Origin of the sequence: Pantoea sp. NSTU24 (assembly GCF_050157905.1) — a bacterium.
Lineage (GTDB): Bacteria > Pseudomonadota > Gammaproteobacteria > Enterobacterales > Enterobacteriaceae > Pantoea.
Window position 1 is genome coordinate 266957 of the sequence record NZ_JBKIWZ010000003.1, and the last position, 14966, is coordinate 281922.

Sequence of the window (14966 nt, forward strand, 5' to 3'; positions counted from 1 at the left end):
GTTCAGTAAACGATGCCGGGAGGATTGAGGGCTGATTGAGAGATGGCTTCATCTTGTTCACCCCAGCGCGCCAGAACCTGCTGATACTGCCCGCCCGCGATGGCGTTATCCAGCGCTGCCTGCAGCGCAGGTGCCAGACCGTTGCCCTTACGGGTAGTCACCGCCACCCAGGCGCGAAAAGGCCCGCTGCCAACCAGCTTTGTCTGACCGCGCGACGCTACCTTCTAGGCCGCCATTGAGTGCGGCCCGAACTGGGCATCGGCCTGTCCCGACAGCAGCGCCAGCGTGGCGGAGGCGTCATCAGTCAGGTAGATTGGCCTCACGGCGGGCAGCCCTCTGGCCTGGTTCTGCGCATCCCAGCTCAGTAAGATGCGCTCCTGATTGGTGCCCGACGAGACGATAATCCGCTTGCCGGCAATATCCGCAGGCTGATTGATCCGGCTAATCCGGCTGTCACTTTTCACCGCAAAGGCGTGGTTATCCGCCCGGTAGGTCGCGAAATCGAACTTCTGCTTGCGCTCTTCCGTGACGGCAATATTGAACATCGCGACATCATAGCGTCCGGCGGTGATCCCCAGCGGCCAGTCCTCCCAGGAGGCGGGCACCAGCCTGAGCTTCAGGCCCAGACTGTCGGCCAGTAGCCTGGCGATGTCAGGATCGCTGCCAATCCGCGTCACATTGTCAGAGGCCAGTAGCGACAGCGGCGGCGAGTTGGTGGCGGAGGTCGCCACCGTCAGCGTGCCGGGCTCGACAAAGTGATAGTCCGCCGGGATTTTCGCGATGGCCTGCGGGCTGGCCGGGGCGTGAATCGGCGTTTCATTCTGCAGCACATCCAGCGTCCGGGCCGCCTGCGCGGCCAGGGCGGGCAGCAGCAGCGCCACTGCGACGGGTGTTAACGTCGACGCCCTCATAACACGCGCGCCAGAAAACGGCGGGTGCGTTCGTGACGCGGATGACTGAGCACCTGAGTGCTGCTGCCCTGCTCCACAATCCGGCCATCCACCATAAACACCACGTTGTCTGCCACTTCACGGGCAAAGCCGATCTCGTGGGTGACGATCACCAGCGTCGTGCCGGAGCGCGCCAGTTTCTTAATCACGTCGAGCACTTCGCCCACCAGCTCCGGGTCGAGCGCCGAGGTCGGTTCATCGAAAAGCATGACGCGCGGCCTGAGCATCAGCGCCCGCGCAATTGCGATGCGCTGCTGCTGACCGCCCGAAAGATGGCGCGGCCAGGCATCGGCTTTATGCCGCAGCCCCACAATGTCGAGCAGTTCCCCGGCCCGTGCTATCGCCTGCGCTTTCGTTAACTGCCGGTGCGCGATCGGCGCTTCGATCAGATTGTCCAGCACGCTGAGGTGAGGGAACAGGTTGAAGTTCTGAAACACATAGCCCACATTGATGCGCTGCCGCAGAATCGCTTTCTCCTTCAGCTCATACAGCCTGTCGCCGCGCTGCTGATAGCCAATATAGTCGCCATCAATCTGAATAAACCCCTCATCGACCCGTTCGAGATGATTAATGGTGCGCAGCAGTGTGGATTTACCGGAACCGGACGGCCCGAGGATCACCGTGACCGATCCCGGTTCCAGCGACAGCGAAACAGCATCCAGCGCTTTGTGCCTGCCAAAACGTTTCGTGACACCGGTGATGCTGATGGCCCCGGTGGTGTGTGAGGTGCGGTAATCAATGGCTTCGGACATGGCTGATCTCCTCAGTCGAATGAAGCGGTTCGGCGCGGTTACGCCACTGACGCCAGCGCGACGGCTGCGATTCACGGGTGACGCTGCGGGCCATCCAGCGTTCAGCGTTGTACTGAATCACGGAGAGCACCGTGGTGATAATCAGATACCAGGCGGCACCGACCATCAGGAGCGGGATCACCTCCTGATTGCGGTTGTAGATCATCTGGATGGTGTAGAACAGCTCCGGCATCGCCAGCACGTAAACCACCGAGGTGCCTTTCGCCAGACTGATGATTTCGTTAAATGCCGTCGGAATAATGGCGCGCAGCGCCTGCGGCAGGATAATACGGAAGGTCCGGCGCGAGGCGGAGAGCCCCAGCGCAGAGGCCGCTTCCACCTGGCCGTGATCGACGCCCAGAATGCCACCACGAATAATCTCCGCGCTGTAGGCCGCCTGCACCAGCGTCAGCCCGATCACCGCCGCCGGAAACTGACCCAATACATCGATAGTCTGAAACGCACCCCACGACAGGCCGGTAAAGGGAATGCCTATCGACAACGTGTCGTAGAGATAGGAGAAGTTATAAAGAATAATCAGCACGACAATCAGCGGCAGCGAGCGGAAGAGCCAGATATAGCCCCACGCCAGCGTGCTAAGCAGCCATGATGAAGAGAGCCGGGCCAGCGCCAGCAGGCCGCCAAAGAACAGGCTTAACAGCGTGCCAGAAAGCGTCAGCAGCAGCGTCTGCCCTAAGCCATGCAGGATCACCGGATCGAAGAACCAGCGGGCAAACACGCCCCATTCCCAGCGCGGGTTAAACGCCACGGACTGGACCACGCCCGCCAGGATAAACAGCGCCACGACAGCGCCTGCGGTTCGGGCCGGATAACGGGCTGGCACGACCTTTAATTGATGTTGGCTCATCGTCACTCCTTAACTTGCCCTGGCGACGTCATGGACGCCGATGACTTTAATAAAACGCAGTCGTCCGTCGTGCGGCGGCTGACCATAACGCTCCAGATCCCCGCTGAGATCGCACTGCGGCTGATAGCCATGCCCGGTGTAAAGCCGTACCGCCTCAGGCTGGCGGAAGCCGGTGGTAAGAAACAGCCGCTGATAACCGGCCTGCAAGGCGCGCCGCTCCAGCTCCTGCAGCACCACCAGAGCCAGCCCCTGTCGCCGCAGATCGCTGCGCGTCCAGATGCGCTTCAGCTCTGCGGTCCGGGTGTCATAGGGTTTATACGCGCCCATCGCGATGATCTCGCCGTCACGCTCCAGCACGATAAACAGCCCCTGTGGTGGCAGATACCATTCGGTCAGCTCCAGTTCCAGCTCGTTGCGGCGGGAGAAGAAGTCGCCGTAACGCGCCGAATATTCACCAAACAGACCGCTGAGTATCGGTTGCAGCTCCGGTGCCTCCGGGGAGACTTCACGAAACGTGGATTCACTCATCGTCAGCTCCTCAGTCGCCCAGTCCGGCAGGATTGATTTCAGAACGGTCGATACGCTCGACGCCCTCGCCCCAGCGATTCAGCACCTTCTGGTAGTCACCATTGCCGATCACCCCATTCAGGGCTGTGCTGATCGGTTCCGCCAGACCGCTGCCTTTCTTCACCGTGACGGCAATGTGCGCCGCCTTTGGCCAGCCACCATCCACGCTGCCCACCAGGCGGGTTTTGCCAGTCAGCGCCGCTTTCCAGGCACCAATCACGTTAGGGCCGAAGAAGGCATCGGCCCGTCCCGCCTGCAGGGCCAGAGTCTGGGCGGCGTCATCTTTGGCGTAGATCGGCGTAAAGGCTTTAAGTCCTCTGGCCTGGTTCTCCTTGTCCCACGCCAGCAGAATCGCCTCCTGATTGGTGCCGGACCCCACGATGATCCGCAGCCCGGCTATATCCTCCGCTTTGGTCACTGACTGAATCGGGCTGCTGCTTTTGACATAAAAGCCCAGCGAATCCTTGCGATAGGTGGCAAAGTCAAACTTCTCTTTGCGCTCGCGGGTCACGGTGATATTGGAGATCGCCGCGTCATACTTGCCTGAGGCCACGCCCAGCGGCCAGCCTTCCCATGACGTCGGCACGACGTTGAGTTTCAGGCCAAGGCTGTCAGCCACGAGGCGGGCGATGTCCACTTCACTGCCGAGCAGGGTTTTATTGTCATCAGAGAACACCGTCAGCGGCGGAGAGTTCAGCGCGGCAACCGCTACGGTAAAGGCGCCTGGCACCACAAAATGATGCCCGGCGGGCAGTTGCGCGATCGCCTGCGGATTTTTCGCGGTGTTAATCGCGGCTTTATTTGCCTCAAGGCTGATGCGCTGACCGTTATAGGCGACGCTGGTGCTTTCCGCCAGACTGTTGCTGCTGGCGGCCAGAATAAGCAGGGCGAGGAGACGCAGGGGTGTTTGCATGGCGTGTGCTCTTATTGTGAGGTGAACTGATTAACGGGTTGTTTCAGGGCGAAGCTGTCGCGCAGGGTCGTGCCCGGATAGTCGCGGCGCGTCAGGCCGCGCGCCTGCAGAATCGGCACCACGCGGTCAACAAAGCGTTCAAAGGTGTCAGGCGTGCCGCCATTGATAATGAATCCATCAGTGGCGTGCGTTTCAAACCAGAGTTGCAGGCCATCGGCTACCGCGTCCGGCGTGCCGTGAAACAGCGGGCGCGGGGTAGCGGCTTCCAGCGCGGCCTTGCGCAGGGTATGGCCCTGCTCTCTGGCCTTGCGTTTGATCTCATCGGTGGTGCTGCGGAAACTGTTCTGGCCGATGTCGCCGATATCGGGGAACGGCGCGTCGAGCGGATATTGTGAAAAGTCGTGATGGTCGAAGAAGCGTCCAAGATAGTTCAGGGCATCGCGGATGGATACCAGCGCCGCCGTGGTCTGATACTGGCGCTCCACATCCTCGTCGTCATCGCCAACGATCACGCTCACCCCCTGGAAGATATGCAGATCTTCTGGCTGACGGCCATTGGCGACCAGCTGCTGTTTTACATCCTGATAGAACGCCTGCGCTTCTTCGCGGGTGGGCTGATGGGTAAAGATGGCATCCGCATGGCGCGCGGCCAGTTTTTTGCCATCTTCAGACGCGCCCGCCTGGAAGATAATCGGACGGCCCTGCGGCGTGCGCGCGATGTTCAGCGGGCCCTGCACCTGGAAGAAGTCGCCATGATGATCGAGCGTGTGCAGTTTTGCCGGGTCGAAGAACTGCCCGCTGGCCTTGTCACGCACAAAGGCGTCGCTTTCCCAGGAGTCCCACAGGCCTTTCACCACCTGCAGATATTCATCGGCGATGCGGTAGCGCAGCGCGTGCTGAGGATGTTGCTGGCGCGAAAAGTTTTTCGCTGATCCCTCCAGAGGCGACGTCACCACGTTCCAGCCCGCCCGGCCGCCGCTGAGATGATCGAGGCTGGCAAACTGACGCGCAATGGTAAACGGCTCGCTGTAGGAGGTGGAGACGGTGCCGACCAGCCCCAGATGTTCGGTCACGCCCGCCAGCGCTGACAGGAGCGTCAGCGGTTCGAAGCGATTGAGAAAGTGCGGGATCGACTTCTCGTTAATGAATAAGCCGTCCGCGACAAACAGAAAGTCGAGTCGGCCCTGTTCCGCCTTGCGGGCGATTTTTTTCGCGTAGTCCAGGCTGATGCTGGCATCGGCCTGCGCCGCCGGATGGCGCCAGGCGGACATGTTTCCCGACGCGCCGTGCAGCATCGTGCCCAGCCGGAGTTGTCTTGTGGTCATGGTGTGCTCTCTTTTTAGTCGTAGCGGTGCCCGCGACGGGGGATCAGAACCGTCGTGTTATCAGGGCGGCAAATAGAATCAGTTCAGAAGCGGGGCCCGACATCGCGCCGAGAGATGCTCCAGCGCCTGACGGGCCAGTCGGGCGAAATAGTCGGCAGCGGGCGCAATCAGCGCCTCGTCCGGGGTGAAGCTGGCGTGGTGCAGACCCGCCTCGCTGGCGCTGCCGAGGCTGACAAAGGCCCCCGGCACCTGTTGCAGATAGAAGGCGAAATCCTCACCCAGCAGATGCAGGCCGGCCGTCTCTACGCGATAACCAGCCTGTCGTGCGACGTCACTGCTGAAGTCTGCCCAGTGTGCATCGTTGATCAACACCGGCGGGCCGGGGTGCCAGCTCAGGGTCGCCTGTGCGCCATGGGCGGCGGCGACGTGTTCAATCAGGGTGCGTACCCGCTGCTCCAGCCCGGCGCGCAGCGCAGAATCGTGGGTGCGGGCTGTTCCGCCAAACTCCACACGACCCGGCAGGACATTCCAGCTTTTACCGCCGTCGATGCGGGTGATGCTCAGCACCAGGCTGTCCAGGGCGCTGAAACTACGGCTGGTCAGCCCCTGCAGCGCCTGAATGATCTGGCTGGCTGTGACGATGCTGTCAACGCCCTGCTCAGGACAGGCGGCATGAGCGCCTTTACCGGTAACGCGAATAATGAATTTGTCGGTGTTGGCGTAAAACGCGCCGCTGCGGGTCGCAAAGGTGCCGACCGGCAGTGACGGTTCGTTGTGCATCCCGAAGATCGCCTGAACCTCATCCAGCACGCCAGCGTCGATAAACTGGCGTGCGCCACGGGCAATCTCCTCAGCAGGCTGAAACAGGATACGCACCCGGCCAGGCAGCTGATCGGCCTGCGCATGGAGCTGCAGCGCCGCACCCAGCATCACCGCGCTGTGCAGATCGTGACCGCAGGCGTGCATTACGCCGGGATGACGGGAGTGAAAACGCACGCCGCTCGCCTCATGGATGGGTAACGCATCGATGTCGGCGCGCAGCGCGACCACGGTTTCTCCGTGACCAATTTCCGCCACCACCCCCGTCTCCAGCGGATAGTCAGCCAGACGGATACCCGCCGCCTGCAGCCAGCTTCGCAGCCGGGCGGTGGTCGCGAACTCCTGACCCGACAGCTCCGGCCAGGTATGCAGTTCACGCCGCCATTCAATCAGTTGTGATTCCGCACTCATGATGTCTCTCCGCTGAGATTCAGGCCGCAACCAGATGACGCGTCGCCAGCAGTTCCAGTGATCGCAGCCGGGCTGCCGGTTCCGTAATCGGCGTGTCGATGACAAACTCGTCAATGTCAAAGTTATGATGCAACGCGTCTAATTGCGCATGAACCTGAGCTGCGGTGCCCCGCAGCAGTGACGGCGTGCGCGGCTCGATCTGATAATCGCGATATCCGCCCTGCCGCACATAGCGTTCCGCCTGCTCCAGGCTGGCGACGTTGACAGAAGGTCCCTCTTTCACCGACACATGGTAGTGACGCAGTGAGCTGACCAGCAGGTCAGCCTGAACCGGGGAGTCGGCGACCACCACCTGCACGGCGACCAGCGCACGCTGGCCCTGGCTCAGGCGGGAATAGGTATTCAGCGCATGCTCAAGCAGCTGGCGATCGCCGTTCAGGTGGGCGGCGAAGACAAACTGCCAGCCCAGCGAGGCCGCCAGTCTGGCGCTCTCTTCACTGGCCCCCAGCAGAAAACGGTTGGCCGGGCAGGAAGGCAGTGGCGTCGCGGCCAACCCCTCTTCGTCAGGCTGTTTCCGGGCGGGCGACAGCCAGCTATCCAGCCGCTGAAGCTGCTCGGCAAAGGATCCTTTTTTCGCGGCATCGATACCCTGCTGCAGCGCATGGGTGGAGAGCGGCAGGCCGCCCGGCGCCTTACCCACGCCGATATCAATGCGTCCCGGCGCCAGTGACGCGAGCAGATTGAAGTTTTCCGCCACTTTGTAGGGGCTGTAATGCTGCAACATCACGCCGCCCGAACCGACACGGATATGACGGGTCTGCGCAATGATCCACGCGATCAAAACCTCGGGTGAAGGACTGGCGAGTTGGGCGGTGTTGTGATGCTCTGCCAGCCAAAAGCGATGATAGCCCCACTCCTCTGCCCGTTGCGCCAGCTGCAGCGTGCGCTGTAACGCTGCGGTGGCTGACTCTCCCTGCGACACGGGCGCTTTGTCTAACAGACTCAATCGATATGCCATTTATCTGGTCCTTATTCATTCCTGTTGCTGACCAGTGTGAGGTGACGCTAATTATTGGTAAAACATCATATTGTTTTATGCTTACCTGAATTTTTTATAATGACAAAGTCAGGCAGGCGCAGGCGCAGAAATGAGCATGGAAAGCCATTTTCAGGCGATATTCACGCCCCTGTACCGCCTGTTTTCGCAGCATGACGGGGTTAAAATCGACAGGCTGGCAAAGTTTTGCAGAAAAACGTCTTATGTATCGGGGCCGATACCGGTACAGGGGGATAACGCGGACGAGCGCGCGGCAGCGCTGTCTCGAATAGCAGGAAACAGAGAAAGGCTTAGATGCTCAGCGAATTAAAACCGGTGCAATTTGCTTCGGTGGAAATAACGGACTGTGGCTTTTGGTAATTCTATCCCGCATGCCATTTCTGTTTTTCTGTTTGCTTTTCTGTTTGCTTTTCTGTTTGATGAGTGGCCAGGATGATATAGCCAGCCGCGAAGAGGAAACGGCAGAAATTAAGGCCGCTGAGAATTCTGTTTTAACGGAAAATAGCGCGTGTTGATAATTGCAATATTTACCTCACAGGGCACTCCGTCGTTGAGATAGACGGTTTCATTAATCTGAATGACCGCATCCCCGGGAGTTAAATTCAGCAGCGTCAGAGATTCACCGTGCATGAGATTAATGGCCGTAAGGTGCTGATCTCTGAGCTGAACCTTTTTCCCGGTAACCTCTTCAATATAGGCATATTTCGAGATCTCCAGCTTGCTGAATTCCATGCTATTGAAGAGGGAAACCGGCAGGTGGATCTGTTCGAGCGCCACCGGAATATCATCAAAACACATCAGGCGATGGATCTTATAGATCTGGTCGCTGTTTTTAATCCGCAATGCCTGGGCCATTTCCGCCGAGGGAACTTTGACAATGCTGACCGAAATAATTTTCCTGACGCCTTTATGCCCTTTCCGTTGTGCCTGAAAGTCGAACGGCGAGAGCACATGAAAACGGTGCGCCTGACTACTCATCTCCATCGAACCGACAAAGATCCCCGAGCCTTTGACCCGGTATATCCGCTGCTGTTCTACCAGAATGCGCGTCGCCTCGCGGACCGTTGCGCGGGTAATGCCAATGTTTTTTGCGATTGAAATTTCGGTATCCAGCTTTTCTCCAGGCTGAAGGCCGTCCTGTTTAATTTTATTGAGGATGTAATCCACCACCTCTTTTTGCTTTTCAGTTATCCCATCAACCATCGATTTTCTTCCCATGCGAGTGAACCTGCGGCGTCACTTATCCGTGTCATTACAGTTCTGCCTGACATTGCCAGAGGAGTACTACACCGGCACCCTGAATATGTGATCAATTTAACAAATTGACACTGATATTTAGCCTGCATACCCATATTTTAACTTTACAGGTTGTGTCCATACACGCCGAAGTACATTATCAGGATGACTAGACATCTGAAAGATGTACAGATGTGAAGAGATAAGTGAATCCGGCTTTATACCTCTTTACTGACAAAGTCATGATGAATTAACTGATTGAATGGATACTATTTTTTAAATTCATGATGATTATTTTTACGGAGCTTTATCTGTCCGTATTGTCAGGTATCAGAGGAGAAGTCGCAGCAGGCAGCCGCTTTAATAGGAAAAGTGACTATACACCTGCGGCATCGCCGGACTCACCAGGGCGCGTGTTTCAGCACATCCGGAATCGCGACTGGCATAAATTTTATTACGCAATCGAGGCAGGGTTAAGACGATGTCAAATCTGGCAGACTGGCTGAATAACGAAAAAGTACAGTACGTTGAAAACGTCGCTGACTGGCGGGAAGCATTAGCTGTAGCAGGGCGTCCGCTGCTCCGTGAAGGCGCCATATCGCAGGATTACATTGACGCCATTATTCACCAGAAAGAGGAAATCGGTCCCTTTTTTGTGATTGCGCCACAGATTGCTATGCCCCATGCGCGTCCGGAACAGGGCGCACATAAACTCGGGTTGTCCGTTGTGTTGCTGGGCAACGCCGTGACTTTTGACTCCGAAGAGAACGATCCCGTGAAGGTGCTCTTCATGTTCTCCGCGCCGGACAGCAACAGTCATATCGAAATGATTTCTCAGCTGGCAGAGGTGCTCTCCGATGAAAACATCATGGAGCAGATCTTTGCCGCCCGCAGTCAGCAGGCGCTGATGGCGATTCTGACCGGCGTTTAACCGGCCTGTCGCCTCTCCCTTTTCTAAAAACAGTTAACGAGGTCAGTTATGAAAATGATGGCAGTGTGTGGTTCAGGTCTGGGCAGCAGCTTCATGATGGAAATGAACATCAAGAAAGTACTGAAGACGATTGGTGTTGAGGCTGAAGTGGAGCATTCCGATCTCGGCTCGGTCACACCCGAAGTAGCGGATGTGTTTGTGATGGCGAAGGATATCGCCTATAGCGCAAACCTTCCCCCGAGAAGGTCATTATCATTAATAACATCATCGACCTGAAAGAAATCGAGCAAAAGATACGTGAGTATTTTGAGAAAAACTGAAAGTTGATAAACAGATAAACACCATACCCTCGAGGTTAATATGTTTACTCAAAACCTTTTGCAGTTCGTCGTCGACGTGCTGAAAGTGCCCTCCATTTTAGTCGGACTGGTGGCATGTTTCGGCCTGGTAGCGCAGAAGAAACCCTTCCCGGATGTGATTAAGGGAACGGTTAAAACGATTCTGGGCTTTCTGGTGCTGGCAGGCGGAGCGACCGTGCTGGTCGGTTCCCTGACGCCGCTGGGCGACATTTTTAAGCAGGCGTTTGATGTTCAGGGCATCATTCCCAACAACGAAGCGATGGTCTCAATCGCCCTGGCGAAATATGGCGCGCCGACCACGATGATCATGGCTTTCGGCATGGTCGCGAATATCGTTGTTGCCCGGTTTACCCGACTCAAATATATCTACCTTTCAGGTCATGTTACTTTTTATATGGCCTGTATGATTGCGATTATTCTGTCGGTTGCCGGCTTCGAGGGTATCCAGCTTATTTACACCGGATCGCTGCTGTTAGGTATTCTGATGGCGACTTTCCCGGCCATCGCTCAACCCTATATGCGGAAGATTATCGGCGGCGATCATGTTGCACTGGCGCATACCGGAACGATTGGCTACGTCTTATCAGGCTGGATCGGCTCACTGGTGGGCAAAGGCTCTAAGTCCACCGAAGAGATGAACATGCCAAAAAACCTGAGTTTTTTGCGAGACAGCACCATCTCTATCTCACTGACAATGATGATTATCTACCTCATCCTGTCGGTCTCAGCCGGTAAGGATTACGTAGAGACGCATTTCAGTAACGGTCAGAACTACCTGGTTTACTCGTTTATTCAGGCGATTACCTTTGCGGCGGGTGTCTTTATTATTCTGCAGGGTGTGCGACTGATCCTGGCGGAGATCGTTCCGGCCTTTACCGGCTTTTCTGAAAAGCTGGTACCGGATGCCCGGCCTGCACTGGACTGTCCGATTGTTTTCCCGTACGCGCCGAATGCGGTTCTGGTGGGCTTTATTTCCAGTTTCATCGGCGGTCTGGTTGGGTTGTTTGTTCTTGGCCAGCTGCACTGGGTCCTGATTCTGCCGGGCGTGGTGCCCCACTTCTTCTGTGGCGCGACCGCAGGCGTATTTGGCAATGCGACCGGGGGTAAACGCGGGGCTATTTGTGGTGCTTTTGCACATGGCCTGTTGATTACCTTCCTGCCTGTTGCGTTGCTGCCCGTGCTAGGACAGATTGGCCTGACCAACACGACCTTCTCCGACACCGATTTTGGCGTCACCGGTATTCTTCTTGGCAACATGGCGCACTTTATGGATAAAGGCACCATTACAATGATCATCACCGGCATCTTTGCCCTGTTAGTGATTTTCAACTTTATGACCAGAAAGAAAGTCCCTGCAGAAACGAACGCAGGCTGAGTCACGTCGTTCCGGCCAGAAAGCGCGGTCTGCGCTTTCTGGTTTATTCATGTCTCCCGGCTAAAGACCTGAATCAGCCTGTTTTATCTCAGTCCCGATCAGGCTCCAGACTCCGTTTTCGCCGTCCATTTAACCCGTCATCTCGTTCACCTGCCCGATGAATCTCTGTTACGTCTTATTAAAAAAGGACGATTCCGAATCAAAATTGTGATCAATATCACATTTGTGACATAAGGGCGGCTAATAAATAAAATTTCACAATAAAACAATTGAATGCAAATGATTAACATTTACAATCTCATCCTCATATAACAAAGCGTTTATCGCTGATTAGTCCACAAATAATCTGTGGCATTGTCTTTTTTTAAGGTGAAAACACTTAGCCAGCCAATGGCCGGGTTTTTGTCTGGTTAGTTAGTTTTATGTTTACTGGAGTTGTTGAGCGGACATCCGACGCTGCTGATTTAAGTCAGCAGGGTACCAGGTATTCACGCACAGGAACTGAACATGCTTTTACGCTCATCCACCCAGGCGGCACGGGAATCCGCGCCTGCCCCTATTGCCAGCACGGCTGAAACCGCCATTTTTAACGATCAGCAACTGGCAGCCTGGTCGCAGCAGACTCAGGAGGTGCTGGCGCTGATGACCCGCACCGTCACCGGCGTAGAGAAACCCTTCAGCGGCATCCTGCCCCACGAGCTGGCGGCAGAGTTCAGCGGCGTCGATCTGGATCGACCGCTGGGCAACAACGAGGCGGCGCTGGCGGAGCTGAGCCAGCTCTATCTGCGCGATGCCGTCTGGTTCCACCATCCCAAATATCTGGCCCATCTTAACTGCCCGGTCGTGCTGCCCTCTCTGATGGCCGAGCAGATCATGGCCGCCGTCAACAGCTCGGTCGATACCTGGGATCAGAGTGCCGGTGGCACGCTGATTGAGCAGAAGGTGATCGACTGGACGCTGGGCCGCATCGGGCTGCCGGGCGGATCGGACGGGATCTTCACCAGCGGCGGCACCCAGTCTAACCTGATGGCCATGCTGCTGGCGCGTGACAGCTGGTGTGCGGCGCATCATCCTGATCATCTGATCAAACAGCGTGGATTGCCGGAGACCGCGCCCAGATGGCGGGTCTTTACCTCGAAACTCAGTCACTTCAGTATCCAGAAATCAATGGCGATACTGGGGCTCGGCTATGACGCCGTGATCGCCGTAGATCATGACGAACATTACCGTATGGATGTGGTTTCGCTGGAACAGGAGATTGCACGCTGCCGCAGCGAAGGGCTGATTCCGATTGCCGTTGTCGCCACCAGCGGCACCACTGATTTCGGCAGCATCGACCCTCTTCCGGCCATTGCCCGACTCTGTAAAGAGTCCGGTCTGTGGATGCACGTTGACGCTGCTTACGGTTGCGGACTGCTGGTCTCTGAGAAGCACCGCTCACGTCTGAAGGGTATTGAACAGGCGGATTCGGTGACCGTCGATTATCACAAATCTTTCTTCCAGACCGTCAGCTGCGGCGCGTTCTTCGTCCGTGACAGCCAGAATCTGAAGCATGTTACCCACCATGCAGATTACCTGAATCCGCTGAGTGCTCAGCAGGAAGGCACGCCTAATCTGGTCAATAAAAGTATTCAGACCACCCGCCGGTTTGACGCGCTGAAGATGTGGCTGACGCTGCGCGTAATGGGGCCGGTGGCGCTGGGCGAGGCCTTCGATACTCTGATCACGCTGACAGAGTCTGCCCATGCACTGTTAAAGGCGCATCCTGCTATTGAAGTGCTGCACGCTCCGGAGCTGACCACGCAGATTTTCCGCTTTGTGCCGGGCAGACATACCAGCGATGCCAGGGTCGATGAGATTAATGCGGCTATCCGCAAGGCCCTGTTCCGCGCTGGCAATGCGGTGGTTGCCGGCACCAAAGTTAACGGACGTCAGTATCTGAAATTCACGCTGCTGAATCCCACCACGACGCCTGCAGACATTGAAGATGTGCTGAGCCTGATTACCCATTATGGCCGGGAACAGGTGCGGGCTTCTGCGCTGAGCGCGGTCAGTCAGGGAGCAAACTGAGATGGATAAGCCTGTTTACGATTTCATTGGCGTCGGCATTGGCCCGTTTAACCTGAGCCTGGCCTGCCTGAGTGAGCCGGTCGAGGGGCTGAAGGGACTTTTCCTGGACCAGAATCCGGGATTCGACTGGCACACCGGGATGATGCTCGAAAGCGCCCATCTGCAGACGCCGTTTATGGCCGATCTGGTGACGCTCGCCGATCCTACCAGTCCCTACAGCCTGCTTAATTACATGAAGGAGAAGGGAAAACTCTACTCCTTTTACATCCGGGAAGATTTTTTCCTGATGCGCAAAGAGTATAACCAGTACTGCCAGTGGGCCAGTTCGCGACTCTCTAATCTGCGCTGGAACAGTCATGTCGACTATGCCAGCTATGATGAAGCGACAGGTCTCTACCAGCTGCAGGTGACCGACACCCGCAGCGGTGAGAAGCAGCGCTATCTGGCGCGACATCTGATCCTTGGCACCGGCCCGGTGGCCTGGATGCCCGAATGCAGCCAGCCGCATCGCCAGCGCCTGACCCACTCCAGCCACTATCTGGCGCATAAGGCTGAGCTGCAGCAGAAGCGGTCGATCACCGTGCTGGGCAGCGGCCAGAGCGCAGCAGAGATCTATTATGATCTGCTGACCGATATTGACCGCTTTGGTTACCAGCTCAACTGGATCACCCGTGCGCCGCGTTTCTATCCGCTGGAGTACACCAAGCTGACGCTGGAGATGACCTCGCCGGAGTGGGTGGACTATTTCCACGCCCTGCCCGCTCACACCCGTGATGCGCTGAATGCCCGTCACAAGAATCTCTACAAAGGCATCAACAGCAGTCTGATCAACGACATTTACGATCTGATGTATGTGAAACAGCTGGACGGTGACCTGAACGTCAACCTTTTCACCCATTCGGCGCTGACCGCGATGCGCTGGCTGCCGCAGGGCGAATTTGAGCTGACCCTTCATCAGGAGGAGCAGGACTGCACCTTTACCCGTCGCACGGAAGGACTGGTGATGGCGACCGGCTATCACTATCAGCCGCCGATGTTTTTAGAGGGGATCGCGTCGCGCCTGCGCTGGGATGACAAGGGGCGCTACGACGTGCAGCGCAACTACAGCATCGATCACCACAATCAGATCTTTGTGCAGAATGCAGAGCTGCACACCCATGGATTTGTCACCCCGGATCTGGGCATGGCCTGCTATCGCAACTCCGTGCTGCTGCGCGAACTGACCGGACGCGAGGTTTATCCAGTCGAGCGCCAGATCGCTTTCCAGACCTTCCCGGCGAAAACGGAGCACTGA

At 56.9% G+C, this 14966-nt stretch carries 12 protein-coding genes and 2 pseudogenes; 5 read left to right on the forward strand and 9 right to left on the reverse strand.

The genetic code is table 11. From position 1 onward, the window contains the following. Nucleotides 1-2: 2 nt before the first annotated feature. The 9 genes and pseudogenes from ACLHDD_RS19815 to ACLHDD_RS19855 all read right to left on the reverse strand — a co-directional run bounded on the left by ACLHDD_RS19815 (nucleotide 3) and on the right by ACLHDD_RS19855 (nucleotide 8904). A pseudogene (locus tag ACLHDD_RS19815) lies at nucleotides 3-911 on the reverse strand (ABC transporter substrate-binding protein). Next, entirely contained in the window at nucleotides 908-1702 is a 795-nt protein-coding gene (locus ACLHDD_RS19820) for an amino acid ABC transporter ATP-binding protein (RefSeq protein ID WP_427105538.1), read from the reverse strand. The pseudogene ACLHDD_RS19815 and the gene ACLHDD_RS19820 overlap by 4 nt, the downstream one beginning before the upstream one ends. Next, entirely contained in the window at nucleotides 1686-2609 is a 924-nt protein-coding gene (locus tag ACLHDD_RS19825; RefSeq protein WP_427105539.1) for an amino acid ABC transporter permease, read from the reverse strand. The genes ACLHDD_RS19820 and ACLHDD_RS19825 overlap by 17 nt, the downstream gene beginning before the upstream one ends. Before the next feature lie 9 nt (nucleotides 2610-2618). Then, nucleotides 2619-3137, reverse strand: coding sequence for a GNAT family N-acetyltransferase (locus ACLHDD_RS19830; RefSeq protein ID WP_427105540.1), 519 nt, complete (start codon nucleotides 3135-3137; stop codon nucleotides 2619-2621). Between the two features lie 10 nt (nucleotides 3138-3147). After that, nucleotides 3148-4089: an ABC transporter substrate-binding protein gene (locus ACLHDD_RS19835; RefSeq protein WP_427105541.1), complete on the reverse strand. Its 942-nt coding sequence runs from the start codon at nucleotides 4087-4089 to the stop codon at nucleotides 3148-3150. Between the two features lie 11 nt (nucleotides 4090-4100). Continuing rightward, nucleotides 4101-5414, reverse strand: coding sequence for an LLM class flavin-dependent oxidoreductase (locus tag ACLHDD_RS19840; protein ID WP_427105542.1), 1314 nt, complete (start codon nucleotides 5412-5414; stop codon nucleotides 4101-4103). A gap of 78 nt (nucleotides 5415-5492) precedes the next feature. Then, nucleotides 5493-6644: an amidohydrolase gene (locus ACLHDD_RS19845; RefSeq protein ID WP_427105543.1), complete on the reverse strand. Its 1152-nt coding sequence runs from the start codon at nucleotides 6642-6644 to the stop codon at nucleotides 5493-5495. Between the two features lie 19 nt (nucleotides 6645-6663). Beyond that, complete coding sequence (locus ACLHDD_RS19850) at nucleotides 6664-7662, reverse strand: MsnO8 family LLM class oxidoreductase (protein ID WP_427105544.1); 999 nt, start codon at nucleotides 7660-7662, stop codon at nucleotides 6664-6666. Between the two features lie 507 nt (nucleotides 7663-8169). Next, the gene (locus ACLHDD_RS19855) at nucleotides 8170-8904 is read right to left on the reverse strand and encodes a GntR family transcriptional regulator (protein WP_427105656.1); all 735 of its coding nucleotides are present in this window, start codon (nucleotides 8902-8904) and stop codon (nucleotides 8170-8172) included. 514 nt (nucleotides 8905-9418) lie between these two features. Between ACLHDD_RS19855 and ACLHDD_RS19860 the strand changes: the two genes are divergently transcribed. The 5 genes and pseudogenes from ACLHDD_RS19860 to ACLHDD_RS19880 all read left to right on the forward strand — a co-directional run bounded on the left by ACLHDD_RS19860 (nucleotide 9419) and on the right by ACLHDD_RS19880 (nucleotide 14966). Further along, nucleotides 9419-9868, forward strand: coding sequence for a PTS sugar transporter subunit IIA (locus ACLHDD_RS19860; RefSeq protein ID WP_427105545.1), 450 nt, complete (start codon nucleotides 9419-9421; stop codon nucleotides 9866-9868). A 48-nt stretch (nucleotides 9869-9916) separates the two neighbouring features. Next, a pseudogene (locus ACLHDD_RS19865) lies at nucleotides 9917-10188 on the forward strand (PTS sugar transporter subunit IIB). 40 nt (nucleotides 10189-10228) lie between these two features. Continuing rightward, nucleotides 10229-11602: a PTS ascorbate transporter subunit IIC gene (locus ACLHDD_RS19870; RefSeq protein ID WP_427105546.1), complete on the forward strand. Its 1374-nt coding sequence runs from the start codon at nucleotides 10229-10231 to the stop codon at nucleotides 11600-11602. Nucleotides 11603-12109: 507 nt separating this feature from the next. Then, nucleotides 12110-13672 (forward strand): pyridoxal phosphate-dependent decarboxylase family protein, encoded by a 1563-nt coding sequence (locus tag ACLHDD_RS19875; RefSeq protein ID WP_427105547.1) that lies wholly within the window; start codon nucleotides 12110-12112, stop codon nucleotides 13670-13672. 1 nt (nucleotide 13673) lies between these two features. Beyond that, nucleotides 13674-14966 (forward strand): lysine N(6)-hydroxylase/L-ornithine N(5)-oxygenase family protein, encoded by a 1293-nt coding sequence (locus ACLHDD_RS19880; protein ID WP_427105548.1) that lies wholly within the window; start codon nucleotides 13674-13676, stop codon nucleotides 14964-14966.

What these genes read in the sequence shown, in the direction of transcription:
- ACLHDD_RS19820 (WP_427105538.1), bottom strand. Translation starts at nt 1,702, where the DNA reads ATGTCCGAAGCCATTGATTACCGCACCTCACACACCACCGGGGCCATC.
- ACLHDD_RS19825 (WP_427105539.1), bottom strand. Translation starts at nt 2,609, where the DNA reads ATGAGCCAACATCAATTAAAGGTCGTGCCAGCCCGTTATCCGGCCCGA.
- ACLHDD_RS19830 (WP_427105540.1), bottom strand. Translation starts at nt 3,137, where the DNA reads ATGAGTGAATCCACGTTTCGTGAAGTCTCCCCGGAGGCACCGGAGCTG.
- ACLHDD_RS19835 (WP_427105541.1), bottom strand. Translation starts at nt 4,089, where the DNA reads ATGCAAACACCCCTGCGTCTCCTCGCCCTGCTTATTCTGGCCGCCAGC.
- ACLHDD_RS19840 (WP_427105542.1), bottom strand. Translation starts at nt 5,414, where the DNA reads ATGACCACAAGACAACTCCGGCTGGGCACGATGCTGCACGGCGCGTCG.
- ACLHDD_RS19845 (WP_427105543.1), bottom strand. Translation starts at nt 6,644, where the DNA reads ATGAGTGCGGAATCACAACTGATTGAATGGCGGCGTGAACTGCATACC.
- ACLHDD_RS19850 (WP_427105544.1), bottom strand. Translation starts at nt 7,662, where the DNA reads ATGGCATATCGATTGAGTCTGTTAGACAAAGCGCCCGTGTCGCAGGGA.
- ACLHDD_RS19855 (WP_427105656.1), bottom strand. Translation starts at nt 8,904, where the DNA reads ATGGTTGATGGGATAACTGAAAAGCAAAAAGAGGTGGTGGATTACATC.
- ACLHDD_RS19860 (WP_427105545.1), top strand. Translation starts at nt 9,419, where the DNA reads ATGTCAAATCTGGCAGACTGGCTGAATAACGAAAAAGTACAGTACGTT.
- ACLHDD_RS19870 (WP_427105546.1), top strand. Translation starts at nt 10,229, where the DNA reads ATGTTTACTCAAAACCTTTTGCAGTTCGTCGTCGACGTGCTGAAAGTG.
- ACLHDD_RS19875 (WP_427105547.1), top strand. Translation starts at nt 12,110, where the DNA reads ATGCTTTTACGCTCATCCACCCAGGCGGCACGGGAATCCGCGCCTGCC.
- ACLHDD_RS19880 (WP_427105548.1), top strand. Translation starts at nt 13,674, where the DNA reads ATGGATAAGCCTGTTTACGATTTCATTGGCGTCGGCATTGGCCCGTTT.